General features: G+C 39.8%; 20 protein-coding genes. 12 read left to right on the forward strand and 8 right to left on the reverse strand.

Annotated elements, in window-relative coordinates; translation table 11 throughout:
• Window positions 1–38: 38 nt before the first annotated feature.
• Window positions 39–701: a DUF1349 domain-containing protein gene (locus HX021_RS01710; RefSeq protein WP_286587844.1), complete on the reverse strand. Its 663-nt coding sequence runs from the start codon at window positions 699–701 to the stop codon at window positions 39–41.
• Window positions 702–961: 260 nt separating this feature from the next.
• Between HX021_RS01710 and HX021_RS01715 the strand changes: the two genes are divergently transcribed.
• The 5 genes from HX021_RS01715 to HX021_RS01735 all read left to right on the forward strand — a co-directional run bounded on the left by HX021_RS01715 (window position 962) and on the right by HX021_RS01735 (window position 4,163).
• Window positions 962–1,558: a class I SAM-dependent methyltransferase gene (locus tag HX021_RS01715; protein ID WP_286587846.1), complete on the forward strand. Its 597-nt coding sequence runs from the start codon at window positions 962–964 to the stop codon at window positions 1,556–1,558.
• A gap of 24 nt (window positions 1,559–1,582) precedes the next feature.
• Complete coding sequence (locus tag HX021_RS01720; protein ID WP_286587848.1) at window positions 1,583–2,491, forward strand: NAD(P)/FAD-dependent oxidoreductase; 909 nt, start codon at window positions 1,583–1,585, stop codon at window positions 2,489–2,491.
• A 136-nt stretch (window positions 2,492–2,627) separates the two neighbouring features.
• The gene (locus HX021_RS01725) at window positions 2,628–3,188 is read left to right on the forward strand and encodes a Crp/Fnr family transcriptional regulator (RefSeq protein WP_286587850.1); all 561 of its coding nucleotides are present in this window, start codon (window positions 2,628–2,630) and stop codon (window positions 3,186–3,188) included.
• 74 nt (window positions 3,189–3,262) lie between these two features.
• Window positions 3,263–3,580, forward strand: a complete 318-nt coding sequence (locus tag HX021_RS01730) for a DMT family transporter (RefSeq protein WP_286587851.1) — start codon at window positions 3,263–3,265, stop codon at window positions 3,578–3,580.
• Between the two features lie 112 nt (window positions 3,581–3,692).
• Complete coding sequence (locus tag HX021_RS01735) at window positions 3,693–4,163, forward strand: hypothetical protein (protein WP_286587853.1); 471 nt, start codon at window positions 3,693–3,695, stop codon at window positions 4,161–4,163.
• A gap of 89 nt (window positions 4,164–4,252) precedes the next feature.
• Here the strand turns inward: HX021_RS01735 and HX021_RS01740 are convergent, their stop codons facing one another.
• The 4 genes from HX021_RS01740 to HX021_RS01755 form a co-directional block, all read right to left on the reverse strand.
• Window positions 4,253–4,984 carry a 3-keto-disaccharide hydrolase gene (locus HX021_RS01740; RefSeq protein WP_286587855.1) on the reverse strand — a complete coding sequence of 244 codons (732 nt, stop codon included), beginning with the start codon at window positions 4,982–4,984 and terminating at the stop codon, window positions 4,253–4,255.
• 139 nt (window positions 4,985–5,123) lie between these two features.
• On the reverse strand, window positions 5,124–5,855 hold the full coding sequence (locus tag HX021_RS01745) for a class I SAM-dependent methyltransferase (RefSeq protein ID WP_286587856.1): 732 nt from the start codon (window positions 5,853–5,855) through the stop codon (window positions 5,124–5,126).
• A gap of 269 nt (window positions 5,856–6,124) precedes the next feature.
• Window positions 6,125–7,129, reverse strand: a complete 1,005-nt coding sequence (locus HX021_RS01750) for an aldo/keto reductase (RefSeq protein WP_502958989.1) — start codon at window positions 7,127–7,129, stop codon at window positions 6,125–6,127.
• Between the two features lie 81 nt (window positions 7,130–7,210).
• The gene (locus HX021_RS01755; RefSeq protein WP_286587859.1) at window positions 7,211–8,119 is read right to left on the reverse strand and encodes a helix-turn-helix domain-containing protein; all 909 of its coding nucleotides are present in this window, start codon (window positions 8,117–8,119) and stop codon (window positions 7,211–7,213) included.
• A gap of 184 nt (window positions 8,120–8,303) precedes the next feature.
• Here HX021_RS01755 and arsC point away from each other — a divergent pair, with 184 nt between their 5' ends.
• On the forward strand, window positions 8,304–8,648 hold the full coding sequence (gene arsC / locus HX021_RS01760; protein WP_286587860.1) for an arsenate reductase (glutaredoxin): 345 nt from the start codon (window positions 8,304–8,306) through the stop codon (window positions 8,646–8,648).
• Window positions 8,649–8,840: 192 nt separating this feature from the next.
• Entirely contained in the window at window positions 8,841–9,281 is a 441-nt protein-coding gene (locus HX021_RS01765; protein ID WP_286587862.1) for a hypothetical protein, read from the forward strand.
• 152 nt (window positions 9,282–9,433) lie between these two features.
• Here HX021_RS01765 and HX021_RS01770 read toward each other — a convergent pair whose 3' ends face one another.
• On the reverse strand, window positions 9,434–9,880 hold the full coding sequence (locus HX021_RS01770; protein ID WP_286587864.1) for a hypothetical protein: 447 nt from the start codon (window positions 9,878–9,880) through the stop codon (window positions 9,434–9,436).
• 301 nt (window positions 9,881–10,181) lie between these two features.
• Here HX021_RS01770 and HX021_RS01775 point away from each other — a divergent pair, with 301 nt between their 5' ends.
• On the forward strand, window positions 10,182–10,613 hold the full coding sequence (locus tag HX021_RS01775; RefSeq protein WP_286587866.1) for an SRPBCC domain-containing protein: 432 nt from the start codon (window positions 10,182–10,184) through the stop codon (window positions 10,611–10,613).
• A gap of 24 nt (window positions 10,614–10,637) precedes the next feature.
• On the opposite strand, the gene HX021_RS01780 is transcribed toward HX021_RS01775, so the two are convergent.
• Window positions 10,638–10,832, reverse strand: a complete 195-nt coding sequence (locus HX021_RS01780; protein WP_286587868.1) for a YqaE/Pmp3 family membrane protein — start codon at window positions 10,830–10,832, stop codon at window positions 10,638–10,640.
• Window positions 10,833–11,116: 284 nt separating this feature from the next.
• Here HX021_RS01780 and HX021_RS01785 point away from each other — a divergent pair, with 284 nt between their 5' ends.
• The 3 genes from HX021_RS01785 to HX021_RS01795 all read left to right on the forward strand — a co-directional run bounded on the left by HX021_RS01785 (window position 11,117) and on the right by HX021_RS01795 (window position 14,055).
• Window positions 11,117–11,356: a hypothetical protein gene (locus HX021_RS01785; RefSeq protein WP_286587870.1), complete on the forward strand. Its 240-nt coding sequence runs from the start codon at window positions 11,117–11,119 to the stop codon at window positions 11,354–11,356.
• Window positions 11,357–11,816: 460 nt separating this feature from the next.
• On the forward strand, window positions 11,817–12,785 hold the full coding sequence (locus HX021_RS01790; RefSeq protein WP_286588515.1) for a glycoside hydrolase: 969 nt from the start codon (window positions 11,817–11,819) through the stop codon (window positions 12,783–12,785).
• A 127-nt stretch (window positions 12,786–12,912) separates the two neighbouring features.
• Window positions 12,913–14,055 carry an acyltransferase family protein gene (locus tag HX021_RS01795; protein ID WP_286587872.1) on the forward strand — a complete coding sequence of 381 codons (1,143 nt, stop codon included), beginning with the start codon at window positions 12,913–12,915 and terminating at the stop codon, window positions 14,053–14,055.
• Between the two features lie 210 nt (window positions 14,056–14,265).
• Here HX021_RS01795 and HX021_RS01800 read toward each other — a convergent pair whose 3' ends face one another.
• On the reverse strand, window positions 14,266–15,321 hold the full coding sequence (locus tag HX021_RS01800) for an SDR family oxidoreductase (RefSeq protein WP_286587874.1): 1,056 nt from the start codon (window positions 15,319–15,321) through the stop codon (window positions 14,266–14,268).
• Between the two features lie 77 nt (window positions 15,322–15,398).
• On the opposite strand from HX021_RS01800, the gene HX021_RS01805 reads away from it, so the two are divergent.
• Window positions 15,399–16,205, forward strand: a complete 807-nt coding sequence (locus HX021_RS01805) for an AraC family transcriptional regulator (RefSeq protein WP_286587876.1) — start codon at window positions 15,399–15,401, stop codon at window positions 16,203–16,205.
• Window positions 16,206–16,225 lie beyond the last annotated feature (20 nt).

Consider the following 16,225-nt stretch of genomic DNA (forward strand, 5'->3'; position numbering starts at 1 on the left):
TCCTACCTGCCGAAAACTTTTGACAGGTAGGAATATTTTTAGTCAGCACTATTTTCTTTTAACCATTTTGTCCGGCGTTGGTCTGCGAGGTGTTGAATGCTGAAATGCTCAAATTTGACCTGAAAGCCATGACCATCCGGAGAGGCAGCCATCATACCCACACGTACAGGGTGATTATCTTGCAACCAGGCATTTCTCATCATAACATATTCTTTATCATCAAAAGAATAAAAGAGCTCGACTGCATCCAATCTGCGCACGGCTTTGATCCATATGTAAGATATTTCCTTTTCTAGGGGGATTATGCTCCAGTCACTCGTCCGATGGGTCACAACTGTGCTAAGATTGTATTTTCCATCGACAAACTCAATTCCTGCTTTGATATAGTTTTCATGATCTATACGTAACATAATACCAGCTTGATCAAAACGATTTTGATAGTTTGCAGAAATCTTTGCTTTTACTTCAAACTCACCGCCACGTTCGGTATAGAAAAAAGGAGCATCATCTACCGTAAACCCATAATGTGATATGCGCCAATAGTCACTTTTTGGCGTGACAAACAGTGAAAGCGACTGATCAGCAACTTTCCATTCAGTGGGTTCGTTAAACCAAGTCATCCGGTCCAACTGCTGTGCCATAGCAGATGCCGGTAAGAATGCGAGTAGTGTAGCGGACAAAAAATGCTGTATGTTTTTCATTCTTGTATGTTGTTAAAGGGCCTATATTTTCTAGTCACAAAGATATCTTGTGCATTTAGATTTTTTCAATACTGATATATAACCATTATCAGCAAAAGACTTTAAATGTAATCTATTTGCAATTTAATTGCATTTGTTTGTGTTGCTACATTGTTGCAATACTAAAAAATGCTACCTTCGTTGTATGCCATGCAATCGAGGTTTGGCAACAGCAAAAATTATTGTGCTTAGGCACCTCATGATATAAAATGTAATTAATAGTGGAATTTTGGGAGCGTAATTTTATAGAAAAAGGAGCGATGTGGGGTAATACCCCTGCAAGCTCCACAGTTATAGCTAAAGATTTCTTTCTAGAGAAAAACGTGAAGGAAATCCTGATCCCTGGCTTTGGTTACGGTCGGAATGCAAAGCTGTTTTTAGACAATGGTATGCAGGTTACAGGCATAGAGCTATCAAAAACTGCTATTGAACTTGCCAAGAAGCATGTTGGGCACCAAGTAACCATCTATCAGGGATCCGTCACTGCAATGCCATTTGATCAAAAAAAATATGCAGGCATATATTGTTATGCGCTGATCCACCTTTTGGACACTGCGGATAGGAAGAAATTTATCCATGATTGTTTTGATCAACTGTCTGACGATGGTTATATGATATTTACCGCTTTATCAAAAAAGGCGAGTAGCTATGGGCAGGGGCAAAACGTGGGCAAAGATCGCTTTGAGCTATTTAATGGTGTAAAGATGTTCTTCTATGATGAAGAGTCCATCCACGCGGAGTTTGATGCATATGGATTATTGGCGATCAATGAGGTAAAGGAGAATTATCCCTTTTATTTGATTACCTGTAAAAAATAATAACGAATATAAGTTTTTAATAATATGAAGGACGATAGAATGCTAGATGTAATTATTATTGGCGGAAGTTATGCCGGACTCTCAGCAGCAATGGCATTGGGCCGTTCATTACGGCAAGTGTTAATTATTGACAGTGGTCTACCCTGTAATTGGCAGACGCCACATTCCCATAATTTGATCACACAAGATGGTGAAAAGCCATCAGTGATCGCCAAAAAAGCAAAGGAACAGGTCGAGAAGTATGCAACAGTGAAATTCCAGAAAGGATTTGTTGTGAGTGGGGTGAAGACGGCAGAAGGTTTTGAGCTGCTTACTGAAAATGGTGAAAAATATCAGAGCCGGAAACTTATTTTGGCGAGTGGTATCGAAGATATCATGCCAAGAATTCAGGGCTTTGCGGCTTGTTGGGGCATTTCGGTCATTCATTGTCCATACTGCCACGGGTATGAATTCAAAACACGGAAAACGGCGATTATGGCCAATGGTGAAAGAGCGATGCATCTAGCTTCCTTAGTTCATAACCTGTCTAAAGATCTGACCATATTGACTGCCGGCCAAGCCAGTTTTACCAAAGAACAATCTGATAAGCTAAAAACACATGGCATAGCAGTGGTTGAAAAGGAAATCAGTAAAATCCAGCACAAGAATGGGTGGGTTCAACAAGTGATTTTCAATGATGACGAAGAAATGGCTTTCGATGCTGTATATGCCGCGGTTCCATTTCGGCAGCATGCCGGCATTCCTGTTTCCTTGGGTTGTGAGCTGACTGAGCAGGGGTACATCATGGTCGACAATTTTCAAAAAACGAGTGTAAAAGGGGTTTTTGCCTGTGGCGACAATTCGAGTATGATGCGCTCGGTGGCCAATGCCGTAGCAACGGGCAATCTGGCTGGCGCCATGGCTAATAAAGAACTTGTGGATGAGCAGTTTTGAAGTTAATTGCCTGCTTATCTGTTGAAGTTTTGTATATTCAATCCTCATTGTACAGATTATGATGGGAACGGAAAGACCGTAAAGGCAGCTATAATCATCCCATTATAGTCTGTACCATACCTAAAAAAGGAAAGGAATGAATCCATTGGTTGAACAGTTTAGGAAGTACGGGCGTCTTCAGGAAGCAATTGAGCAGGATATTGAAGATAGAACTAACTATTTTCTTAAAAGAAAAGGTGAACATTTTTTAAAAGAAGGACAGCATATATCCAGTTATTTTGTCCTTAAAAAGGGACTGATTCGAGCCTATTTTTTTAAAAATGGAAAGGAACTTAATAGCTGGTTTGGAGAAGAGAACCAGATTTTTGGGTCGATACTGCCCGTGTATACGCAGAAGCCCTCATTTGAAAATATTCAGTTTCTGGAAGACACAGAGATCTATGCCATCTCGGCAGACAGTTTAAATGAGCTTTATCGGAAATACCCTGAGCTGAATTTTATAGGCCGAAAGATTGCGGAGGAGGTCTGTATTGTGCTTGAAGAGCGGATCATTTCGCTTCATACCGAATCGGCAACAGAGCGTTATCATTCCCTTATAAAACAGCAGCCCAACTTGTTAAATAGGGTAAACCTTGGTCATATTGCATCTTATTTGGGGATTACGCAGGAGACATTGAGCCGAATAAGACGTTTATAGACGATTTTGATCTAAGTCAAAAAATGGCCTACATAAACCCGGTATTTTTGTGGTGTAATTTTAAACTATTGAAAATGAATTGGATTGCATTAATTGTCGCTGGGATTTTTGAAATTGGTTGGCCTCTGGGCTTAAAAATGGCGCAACACCCGGGTGGCTCTAAATTGGGTTGGGTGGTATTGGCCATAGTTTCCATGTCCATCAGTGGTGGACTGCTATTTTATGCACAAAAAACCATTCCTATAGGCACTGCTTATGCTGTTTGGACAGGATTGGGAGCTGTAGGAACCTTACTGGTCGGAATCGTCTTTTTTAACGATTCAGCGAATGTATTTAGACTGCTGTCCGCCACGTTAATTGTGGCCGGAATCATAGGCTTGAAAATATTTTAATCCTCCTTTGGGTCCTTATTTTATTTCTTCCTAATTTAAATACGTTAACATAATTATTTGAAACTGACTATAAAAGAGTATGTTGGGCCGATTTTTGTGAGGTAATTTAATTATGAGGCAGGAATTGGTCGATAAGATAGCATTGTACAGAAAACGGTACGGATTGTTTATGCATCCTGATTATATTAGTTTTGCACGGGATACAACAAGGTTGTTGCTCCGGAATGAATGTTTACGTACAGGAGACATGAAAATCTACCAAGACTACGTTGCTTCACATTATCCGGAAGATCTTCCGTGGGAGATGAAACAATATCAGGAAGCTGCCAATGCATTGGAAAAAATGGATAAAGGAGCAGCCGTTTCTTGGGTCGCTAAATACCAAATCAAACTCTTTGAATCGGATATTTTTATCGATGATGAAGATGCCATCTTACGTCCCATCCAAGTTCGGGAGGAGGATTTACGCCACTACGATTTCAATACCCCTGAAGAGCTTATCTACAATTATCAGACGCCAGATGGCTTATTTCGTAAAAATAGAGCTTGGTTCTGGATAGATAGACGAATAGAATTACGTTAAATTCATTTAAATCCAATGAGCTTCCCCATATCCGCTTTGCTCGACAAAACCCATCGGTCAGGACCGAATAATTTGTAATTACTATATACTTATAACTGTTTTATTTTTAAATTCCTGAACGATACTCCCCTGGACCAGTCCTGTAGGGCCAATTTGCCACTGCTGTGCTGACCAAATTCGGGATAATCTTTAAAATTACTATGCTTGACGAGATCTTTCCATTTTTGTGAATTAAAATCCATCTCCGCTGTTACTTTTCCATTGAGGTAAAATGTAACCTGTCCATCTTTTTGAACAACCCGTGATTCATTCCATTCCGCCATTGGTCTGGTATTGACAAAATTTTGCTGTGGTAAGAAGGTATATAAACATCCAGCACGTTTTAATGGTTTATCAAAGTCCGGATGGGAGTCGGCAAGCAGTTGATACTCTGGTCCTGAGTGATAGGTAGCATTGATGTCCGGTCTTTCCTGTACATTGATGAAGACCCCGCTATTACCTTCTTTTTCAAGTTTCCATTCGAATTTAAACTCGTAGTTTTTATACGCTTTATTGGTTACAAGATCGTATTTCTGGCTCTCATTATTCGGGTCGCAATAAATAGCTCCATTTTTTATGACCCAAGGTGTTGGTGCATTTTTAGTATTGTTGTAGGTATGCCAATTGTTGAGCGTAGTACCATCAAATAAAAGCTCCCATCCTTCATGCTGCTCTTTTTCGGTCAATGTATTAGGCTCGTTTGTATCATTCTTACAGGCGACAAGGACACCTGCAAAACAGATGAATAAGGCCGTCTTTTTGATGAGGTTTAAGTTGATCATTGTTTAATTTGTATATGTTTTTTGAGTAAGTCCTAGCTAAAATAATTCTTAATCTTAACTTATGCGATTAATTCCTATTGCTTTGCAAATTTGTTACATAAATCAGTTTTTCCCCTAGTCTTTAATTTGTCCATAGCCCTTATTTTGTGGCAGAAATAATGAGCATCATCGGACGTCGTAGTTCGTCCCTCATTTCAGGAAAAACAGCTAACATATCTGCCGTTGGCTGTGGCTCAATGCAAGCTTTTATTGTAAATCCAGCTTGAAGGACCGTGTTAAAATAGGCGGTAAGTGTCCGATGATATTTGGTGACTGTATTACCTAAAAATTTAGTTTCTTTTTTTTCTATCGTAAAGTAATGATCTATTGGCCAGTGCAGCTTATTTCCATTTTTTGCATAGATCCAGTCTTGTTCATGTCGGGCTGTAAAAATTGGATGCTCTACCGAGAAGATGAAATGGCCATTAGGTTTGAGCCAATGAAATATATTATTGCATATCTGCGCAAAATCCGCGATATAATGGAAAGCCAATGAGCTGAGAATGATATCAAATTGCTCGTTCTGGTAGACCAATTCTTCCATGGCTTTCTGCTGATACACAATACCTGGAGAGGGATTGATCTTCCTGGCCTTTTTGAGCATTCTCTTTGATATATCAGTGCCAATAACGCTGTTGGCGCCATTTTCAATAGCATAGCGACAGTGCCAACCGAATCCGCAGCCGAGATCCAGCACATCTTTACCTTTAAAGTCGGGAAGAAGTTGCTGAAAAGCGGGCCATTCTCCGGCGCCCAAAAGTCCTTTTTGTGAACGATACATCTTTTCGTATTCTTTGAAGAATTCTACATCATCATACTTGTTTTCCTGCATAATATATTTCGGTTAGTTGAAGTTCAATCGCTTCAGAATATGTCACAATGTACACATTATAATGTTGTATACCATACAGAGCGCTTGATCTTGTAGAAATTAACCTGATATCATTTCCCAGAAATTCATATGATCAGACAGAGTAAGCATTTGCCATAGTTTGAGCAGTATATAAAAGGACGGGGGTGGATGTGACCTATTTTCAGGATGGCGGATTGAAAATTGGTTCAACTAAGAGTGGCCGAGCCACTCTTAGTTGAAAGAACGGATTAATGGTTGACTAAAGCCATGGCCCCTTCACTGTAACGTGCTCCTATATTAGGATATTTGTGCAGAATGGCCTCCATATTTTCAAGGTCAGCAGCTGATAACTGTATATCAAGGGCCTTTACATTTTCTTCCAGGTATTTTCTTTTTTTAGTTCCGGGAATGGGAATCATATCATTTCCCTGTGCCAATACCCAAGCGAGGGCAAGTTGAATTGCTGTACAGTTTTTAGCTGCGGCCAATTCGGAAAATTCGGCGACCAAATGGGCGTTATTGCGTGCATGAGCTCCCTGATTGCGTGGCAAGGTTCTTCTGAAGTCGTCAGCAGCAAGGTTTTCCAGATCCAATGCATTAGAAAATAGTCCGCGGGCAAGAGGAGCATAAGGAATTAAACTAATGCCCAATTCGTGTACAGTCGATAGAATTTCCTTTTCGACATCACGCGTAAGGATGGAGTATTCACTCTGCAATGCTGCAATAGGATGTACAGCATTTGCTTTTCTTAGGGAAGCAGCTGATGCTTCACTTAAGCCTAGATATCTTACCTTTCCCTCTTTCACCAGATCGGCCATTGCACCTACGGTTTCCTCGATCGGAATATTGGGATCCACTCGGTGCGCATAATATAAGTCTATTGTTTCAATGCCAAGTCGCTTTAAACTGTTTTCCACGGCTACTTTCACCCAGGCCGGTGAACCATCAAAATAGGTGCTTGCGGTGCCACTTGGGCCGGCAACCCCATCTTTAAAACGAAAGCCAAATTTGGTGGCAATAAATACTTTGTCGCGATTGGGAACGAGGATCTTTGAAATAAGTTCTTCATTGGCCCCGTTACCGTACATATCTGCGGTATCCCAAAAATTGATGCCAAGATCCAGGGCCCTTTCCAATGTCGCAAGGCTTTCCTGTTCATCTGTAGGACCGTAAGCGAAGCTCATGCCCATGCAGCCCAATCCAATAGCGGGGAGTTTTTCATTTGTAGTTCCAAGATTTCTATATTTCATCATGATGACGTTTTTAGTTCAATACAAAATTAATAACGGAACCCACGAATAGACTTAAGACAATCAAACAGATTGTTATACAATTCAAACAGTACTGTTTCTGACCTGATTTGGCGACATCCCTGTTTGTTTCTTGAAAAAGTTAGTGAAATAGGAGGGATATTCAAATCCCAAGCTGTAAGCAATATCTGCAATATTCCAATTGGTATGCAGTAGGAGTGCTTTGGCTTCCTGGGCTACACGATTCGCAATGTGGGTGCTCGTTGTTTTACCTGTTGTTTCTTTGACCGCCCTATTGAGATGGTTGATATGTACCGAAAGTGCGTGGGCATAATCAGCAGGGCTCTTCAACTGGAGGCTAAGTTGTAATGTATGGATTGGAAACTGCCGTTCCAACAGCTCAAGAAAAAGCCCCGAAACCCGCGTCGATGCATTGGTATAAGAGCCGAAGTTTTCGGCTGGACTCGATTTCATGGTCTCATGAATCAACAAGTGTAAATAACTTCGCAGTATGTCATCCTTATGGATATAACTGGAATTCATTTCGGCCATCATTTTTTGGAAAATAGATGAGATCTCCTTTAATTGCATTTGGTCCGGAAAATAGACCGGGTTACTGCCAATCTTAAAAAGTGGTGAGTCTTTCAGGCTGTCCATCCGTTCGCTATGCTGTATAAATTCCTCCGTAAAGACACAATACCAGCCAGATTGAGCTGTAGATTCCGGCTCCCAGGCATAAGGAACAACCGGGTTGGCAAATAGCATGGCAGGTCTATCAATCTGTATCCACTTATCTGCGTAATATAATTTTCCACGGCCAATAATAAGGGATGTTTTATAGAAATCACGGCGATTATAAGGGGATACGACAGTACAAGTTGCTCTGCTAAAAACATTGAAATGCCCAATTCCAGTATTGTTCAGTGCCAAATCAGGATTCAATAATCCAGGTTGTCTTTTATAAAATTCTGTTACACTTTCAGCTGATTTCATATAACTAAAATAAAGAAATAGAAGCAATTGTACGTCATCAGGGGTTCAGTTTCTAAAACAGTTTATGCTACTGCAATAGAATCTGATTATTTTATATCCATGATTTAGAATTTAGTTGTTACTTTTGGAGGTACCGAATGACTGTGTCTTTTTATGTAGATACACTATAATCCCTTTTTTGGTCATGATCAAAATTTATCATAATTTACAGTGCAGTAAAAGTTGCGCAGCCCTGGATTTTTTGCAACAACAGGATACTGAAATAGAAGTGCAAGAATATTTAAATGATGTTCCTACAAAATCCCAGTTGATTGACCTATTGGATCAGCTTGGCCTGAACCCTTTGGAGCTCATCAGAAAAACAGAGCCCATATTTCAAGAGCGATTTCTCAACCTGAAACTGACCGATGAGCAATGGATTGATGCCATGCTGGCTTATCCTATTTTAATTGAACGTCCAATTATAGTAAAGGACAATAAGGCAGTCATTGGCCGGCCGATAGAAAAGGTCATCGCACTGTTTAAATAATAGCTCTTAATCCTCCTGCTTGCTCAACAGATGGTGATAATCTCGGCCAATACCCCTCATTAATCGGTAAATCGTTTGGCCTGGCATCCATGATGAAATGAGGTACACCATCAGGTTTAGGTATGAACCTTTCAGCTGCTGAGCTGAAAATAAAACCACTTCTTGGCAGAATTGTTATATGAAGTAAAAGTTATGAATAAATTATCATCCATAAGTTCCATCGTCCTGGCTTTTCTTATCCATACGGCTTGTCAATCCCCAGTAAAGCAAGGCGAAAAGACAACGGGAGAAAATGCTCAAGAGGAGTTAAAAACCGAACAAAAAGGGATTACTTTCAATGATGGTCAACTATCGAAAAACCTAGAATTCACTTCCGGACATACGGATACCATTGGTTTTTCTGTTCATATACCAGATTCGGTCCATATTCTGGTCAAGTCCCCAATGGATACCGCCAACATCAGGATTAGTCAGCTGCTCTTTCCAAATGGTACATCGGATGGTCCTTTTGGAAAAGAACTCCTATATCAATTTAGCGATACTGGGCAATACTACCTCACGATCAATGAGAATAAAATGGTTGGTAATGCGTATACAGGGCCGTATGAAGTGGAAATATTGCCAATGGATTAATACCGTGGTCATCTGAACTGAATTTTCCAGGAGTTTCATGCTGATTATTCCAATTCGATGCGATGACTGTTGTATTGAACAATGCCGTAGGAACAAATAAAAATGCCAATGTTTAATTGGCATTTTTATTTGTTCCATAAAGACCGGGGAAATTATTCCTTGTTTCCTTTATAGGTGATTTCACCATTGATGTATAAGCTCATATTGTTTTCATCATATTTATACATGTCATTTTGGTACTGATTATGATCTCCTTTATCGAGGATAATCGTTTTTTTACTGTCATCCGGTAGGAAGAGTTCAATTTTGGACTTATCATCATTAGCCACCACAAAGGCACTCATTATTGCTTCACCTTCTTGAGGCTTAACGGGATTCAAACGGGTGCCCACGTTGAACACTTGAATACAGCCTTGTTTGATCTCACTCCAAGTTTGACCCGCCCCAACGAGGCATCCGTGTTCATCTTTGCTACCTCCGATAGCTGGAGCTTCTTCCTCAGTTTGGTTTTCAGTTTTTTCAGAAGTGCCAGCTTGTTGCGGGTTGTTACAGGAAGTAAAGAAGAGGAGCCCTAAAGACATATATGCTATTTTTTTCATTTGGATTGGTTTTTATATGTTCTGTTCTTGTCTTGCAATAAATATACCATAATCTGCAGTGTAGCCGTATTATTCTGGGCAGGGCGGTGCTTATTCAATGACAGATGGCGATATTGCCATAGGACAAGTGGAATTTACCTCCTGTTTACTAATATTGTAGCTATACATTTAATATGATCACCTGTCTTCATATTATAATTTTTTGAAGAGGAGCAGCTTGGCCTAGGTATCGCTAGCCGAATGATATGTTTTAAGGAATGAAAATGAGGAGTGGCAGGGGATGAATTAATCTAAAAAGCACATGGAAGAAACAGCGCAACATAGCAATAATCTGGTATCGGTCATATTGGTTGAAGCACCGATTGACATGGTTTGGAAACATTGGATCAGACCCGAGTCCATAAAACAGTGGAATGTTCCATTTGATGATTGGCATTGCCCGGAAGTTACAAACGATTTTAGGGAAGGCGGGCGGTTTAACTTTAGAATGGAGCAAAAAAATAGTCAAGACGGTTTTAATTATAGTGGAATATACACCCGTATAACGACCATGGAATATATTGAAAGTGATTGCGGGGGAAGGTCTTGTGTGGTGGAGTTTCAAGCTATTGATAACAATACGATTATTCGTGAGATTTTTGAACCTGATCCTACCACGCCATTGGATGTACAGCAAAACTTTACAGATTCGGTCCTGTTGAATTTTAAAAACTTTGTTGAGAGCAGCAGGTGATGCTCGAGCTGAGGGGAAGCGTTTTTAATGACGCATACTTCGCTCCAAACGTTGTATGCGTTTTTTGTTTTTGCCATCGACCCGAGATGCAACAGCCCAAATCGCTGCAGGCAACCAGCCAAGAATCGTGAGCTGAAGTATCAAACAAATAATTCCACTGAAAATTTTACCTCGTAAAAAAAAGGATAACCAAGGAAGCAATACGGCGATTAATATCATATGAACTGGTTTGCTAAGAGATAAATATTAAACATCAAAAACAATATGCCCTTGATTTCTATCCATTTAATGGGCATGTGATTTATTTCCAAACAAAAATCAGTAATAATATAAAATAAAACAAATATTATTATCCTTGATGACTAATATCGTCCGTATGCATATTTGGAAATTGGATAAGGGAAATGTTAAGAAAACTTAAAATATGTCATTTCCAGCCTTATTTTAAATTTTGGAATAGGAATGGCATTAATGTTGATGTTTTCCTGTCGAATATTTTTTAGATGCAGTTTACAATAGAACTAATGACGGAACAAATGGAAAATAATAAAAACATTATTGAGAATTTGGATAGAAGGTATAAAAACTACTTAGAAGACGATGGAAAATGGCTCAATGAAGGATTTAAGAACATTTTCATTGATGGCGAACCTAGTAGAAATAATCTAAAAACATCAGTGTATCTGATGTTACCAGAAGACATCAGAGAACATGTCGATCAATTATTGGACAGTTCAATCTAATAAGTATAAGAGAGCCAATAAATTCAATCTAAATCATGTTAATCATAGCAGTACAGGAACCTATGTAGGTTTTTATTACTTGATATGGTATTTCATGGATGATTTTATTGGCTAATTTATGAACCAAACCTTGATTTCTTTTCTTTCATTTTTCCTACCGGTTTAAGACCTAATTTTTACCCTGACCATACGCCACATTGTCCCAAATAGTGGTCTACAGTTTCTCGTGACCACAATAGCTTTTTTCATCTTGATTTTGTGAAATGTCAATTTTTTTTGCCAGAAGGGCTGTGCTGTCCTTAGCCGCTATTCATTCGAAGTGTGTTATGTTTTCGTGTAATCTAATTTCAAAAAAATTATAATTTGTTTGAAATTTGACAAAACAATTTCCAGCCAAATGATATTATGATGGTAATTCTTATTACTAATTATAAATAAAAATTTATGAACAGCAAATAGCATCAGTGGGAAATGGTTCAACGGGCTTAACCTCAATACCTCCTCAACAGCTTTCGCACGTTATTTAGCAGGATTTGCCAAAGCTTATCAAAATGAAGGAATTACCATTAATGCCATATCGCCCAGCAATGAACCTGAAAACGTATTTTCCGACTGGGATGCGTCCTATTGGGCTTCTAATAAATTGGGCGAATTTATTACCAATAATCTTAGACCCGCACTTCAGGAAGAAGGCTTGCAAAATACAAAAATCATATCCTCTGAAAACGCAGCCTGGGGGACTGCAAATACCTACCTGTCGGGAATGGATAGGAGCAACATCGATATTTTGGCTGGACATGGATATGTTGAAATCAGTGAAATTATAAGCGGTAAAAGGGGGGGTAATCAAAATCCATCAAAATGGACTTTTTCGACCGGAGGAAAACCGATGTGGGTAACTGAAGCGTCTGATGATGGTGGCAGCTACGATAGTGGTATTGAAGGTGGTTTAAAACTTGCTGTCAATATGCATAAATTACTTGCCGATTGTGATGCCAGTGCCTATATCTTTTGGTTAGGGATGCTTGCATTTCAAAATAATGAAGCACTAATTTGTACAAGAAGTGATGGCTCACTGGAATTTACCAAAGCTTATGATGTACTGGGACATTATTCGAGATTTGTCAAAGCTGACTATAGACGTATCCATGTCGCGGTTCAGAATGGAAATGGCTTGTTGATATCTTCTTATAAAGATCCCCAAACCGGAAAATTTACCATCATTATCACCAATCCTGGCACTACGGCGGTACCGTTGGATATTCAGCTTTCTGGGGTCACAGGTGGTCAGCTAGCAAACTACCAGACAACGGCAAATAGCAGTGGGCATTGGAACCTGGCAAGTGCTATTTCTCCAAGTGCAAATGGTATATATAACTTAACTATTCCAGCCAAAAGTATTTCTACCTTGGCAGGTACCAAACAGTAATGATAGAAATAGTTTAGCAAGCAAGGGCCGATGTATCATCGGGCCCTTGCTTTGTCATGCGGTGCTTCTTGAAATTTGTTTATATTTACCCCCTTATTCTACATCAATCCATAAACAAAGACGTTTTATGCCAACTACAGAAATCCCTGCCTCGGTCTATGCCGATACCAAACCTCATTATAAAGTGCTTGACGGCCTCCGTGGTGTCGCCGCAATTACCGTAGTCTGTTTTCATATCTTTGAAGCTTTTGCCACTAGTCATCTGGATCAACGGATCAATCATGGATATCTGGCTGTTGACTTTTTCTTTATGCTTTCCGGATTTGTTGTTGGTTATGCCTATGACGACCGATGGGGAACAATGACAACCAAGAATTTCATTAAACGTCGTATGATACGCTTGCATCCCATGGTGTTTTTAGGAGCAATTATTGGAGCGGTCATGTTCTATTTCCAAGGTTGTTCCGTATGGGATGTATCTAAAGTAACGGTTACATCCTTAGCGCTTGCGACACTATTAAATGCGCTGTTGATTCCGGCTATTCCTGGACAGGAGGTTAGGGGGGTAGGTGAAATGTTTCCCTTAAATGGCCCCAGTTGGTCCTTATTTTTTGAGTATATAGGTACTCTTCTCTACGCGCTGATTATCCGGCGGTTCTCCAACAAAGTGCTGATCGGTTTTGTCATTGCAGCCGGGCTAGGATTGGCAACATTTGCTATCTTTGGTCCATATGGTGATATCTGCGCAGGATTTTCATTTACAGGAATTGAGTTTACGGCCGGATCCTTACGATTTTTATTTTCGTTTTCAGCCGGACTATTACTTTCCAGGATATTTAAACCTATCGCTACTAAAAATACATTTTGGATATGTGGCCTTATTTTAGTTTCACTGTTGGCTATCCCACGCATTGGTGGAACAGAAAATATGTGGATGAATGGATTGTACGATACCTTATGTTGCCTGATCGCCTTTCCACTCCTTGTGATATTTGGGGCCTCAGGAAAAAGTAACAGCATCTTTACGACAAGGTTATGTAAGTTCCTCGGGGATATCTCTTATCCTTTATATATGGTGCATTATCCTTTTATTTATCTATATTATGCCTGGGTAAAAAATGAAAACCTGAGTTTTGAAGAATCATTACCAGGCGCTTCAGCAGTTGTCATTGGAAGTATCATTCTCGCCTATCTTTGTCTAAGAATATATGATATTCCAGTCCGGAAATATTTGACACAACGCTTTTTAACATCCAATAGCAAGAAGTAAATTGATTGTTGTGGATCATACCCTTAGCAAATGATCTTTCCTGTATAAGTTGGGATGTTAATTTAATTGCTGCGTGTTGAATTGGTTCTTTTTAAAATTGTCATTACTGGAAGGAACCTTTCGGAGGCTTAAAAATCAGGCATAGCTGATGAATGGTTTCAAACAGCTTGTTTCTCCGAATATACTATTATCCGGAGAAACAAGCGGCTATCAGGGGATGATTTGTTTTGCCCGCATTTCATCAAACAATTGAAAAAACATCTGTTCGGTGTCAATGTATTCATGAAAACCAAGCCTTCGTGCTTTGGTGCCGTCGGCAAAGAAATCATAATCCCAAGAGAACACAAAATCGCCAAAAGCCCATGAAGAAACTTCCTGATAATGATGGGCTAAGCCTTGACGTTGTTTGATATCTTCCCATAGTTTTTCTTTGTCAGCCATCATTGTCTGCAACGTTAAGGGTTGGGGCAGACCTGCTTCCATTCCGAAATAAGAGGCAATTTTTGGCCAGAGGTCTTTCCAGCGAAATAAATCACCATTGTTGATGTTGAATGCTTGATTAGCACATTGCGGATTTGTTGCTGCCCAAACAGTGGCTTTGGCTAATAGTGATGCATCGGTCATTTCAAGTAAAGCATCATAAGCCCCGAGTTTCCCCGGGAAACGAAGGGGAAGCCCCAATTCCTTGGATATCGTCGCATATACAGCGATCAATAAAGCCAGGTTCATGGGGTTTCCAGGAGTTGTCCCACCCACGACCGATGGTCGGATCGCAGACCAGGTCCATGTTTTACCAAGTTGTTGCTGCTGTAGATAGTGTTGTTGACTGCTGTTGAATTCTGGAGGCATAGGAGCTGCATCAGATTCTTTGGCTGGTGTTTTAAAGGGACCGAGATGAGCACCATATACTTTATAACCCTGCATGAGACTCACATGTTGCAGTCCTTTGGCTATGGGCTCGATTGCTGTCAGCACATTGACCAGCATCGCTACATTGGGCTCAACTAATGCCGCCCAACTGTCCCGATCCTGATAGGCAGCATAAAATATATGCGTGATCCCTGTTAATGAACTTAATTTGTCGGCACAATCAATGGGATCCAATAAATCAACAGCAATATAGCGGATCTGATCGGTATCCATTCCGCCACGACGAGACAAACCAATGATTTCCCAATTGCCCAGGGCCTTGAGATGAGCAATGAGATGGGTACTGATGACACCATTGGCGCCAACAATTAATGCGGTATTTTTTGCGATTTCCATATTGATTTTCTTATTATTTGATGATAACAAAATTAAAGGTGGGGACATTTTTAATGATGTAAAAATCGGATATAATTTTGTACATTTCTGAAATGAAGCGCTATCGGCAATTTGAACCTGTTGTTATTTCCGAATTGAAAACAAAGGAATGGACACATCCCGAACATAATCATAATCATTATGAGCTTATTTTTATTGTGGATGGAGCTGGGACACATGTGATTAATGGAAATGCCGTACCCTACAAAAATGATAGCATTTTCTTCATTGGGCCTGAAGAACATCATTATTTCGAAATTAAGGAGGAAACACATTTCATTTACCTAAAATTTACAGATACCTATATTTATCGAAGTAGAAACGGGGCGGGTACGGAGATACAGCAATTAGAATATTTGATCAAAAGCAGGGAAACCCATCACGCGGGTTTTTCGCTGGCGGCAAAGGACAGCCCCATCGTTCGCTCCCTGTTCAATGTAATTGCATTATTAAAATCTGACCCGTTTGCCAATCAGGATTTAATATGGAATCAGCTCGTTAGTATTGTAACCTTACTCATGCGCAATATGCCCGAATTGCAGACGCATAATAATAGGAATAGCGACCTACAGGCAATGTTCTGTTATATCCACAAAAATATATACCACCCCGACTTGTTAAGGTCTGAAATCATGGCCCCTCATTTTAATTTAGCTACGGATTATTTGGGGGCCTATTTTAAACGTCATGTTGGCTTAACCTTGAGGATGTATATCCATCAATATAGAAGAGCGCTTATTCAGCAACGTATGACTGCTGGCAAAATGATTTTAAAGGAGATCGCAGAAGAATTTGGATTGACGGATGTCAGTCATTTAACCAAAATTATGAAAAAGAAAATCTAAATATTTAAAACAATATCACG

The organism is Sphingobacterium sp. N143 (assembly GCF_030325625.1).
Lineage (GTDB): Bacteria > Bacteroidota > Bacteroidia > Sphingobacteriales > Sphingobacteriaceae > Sphingobacterium.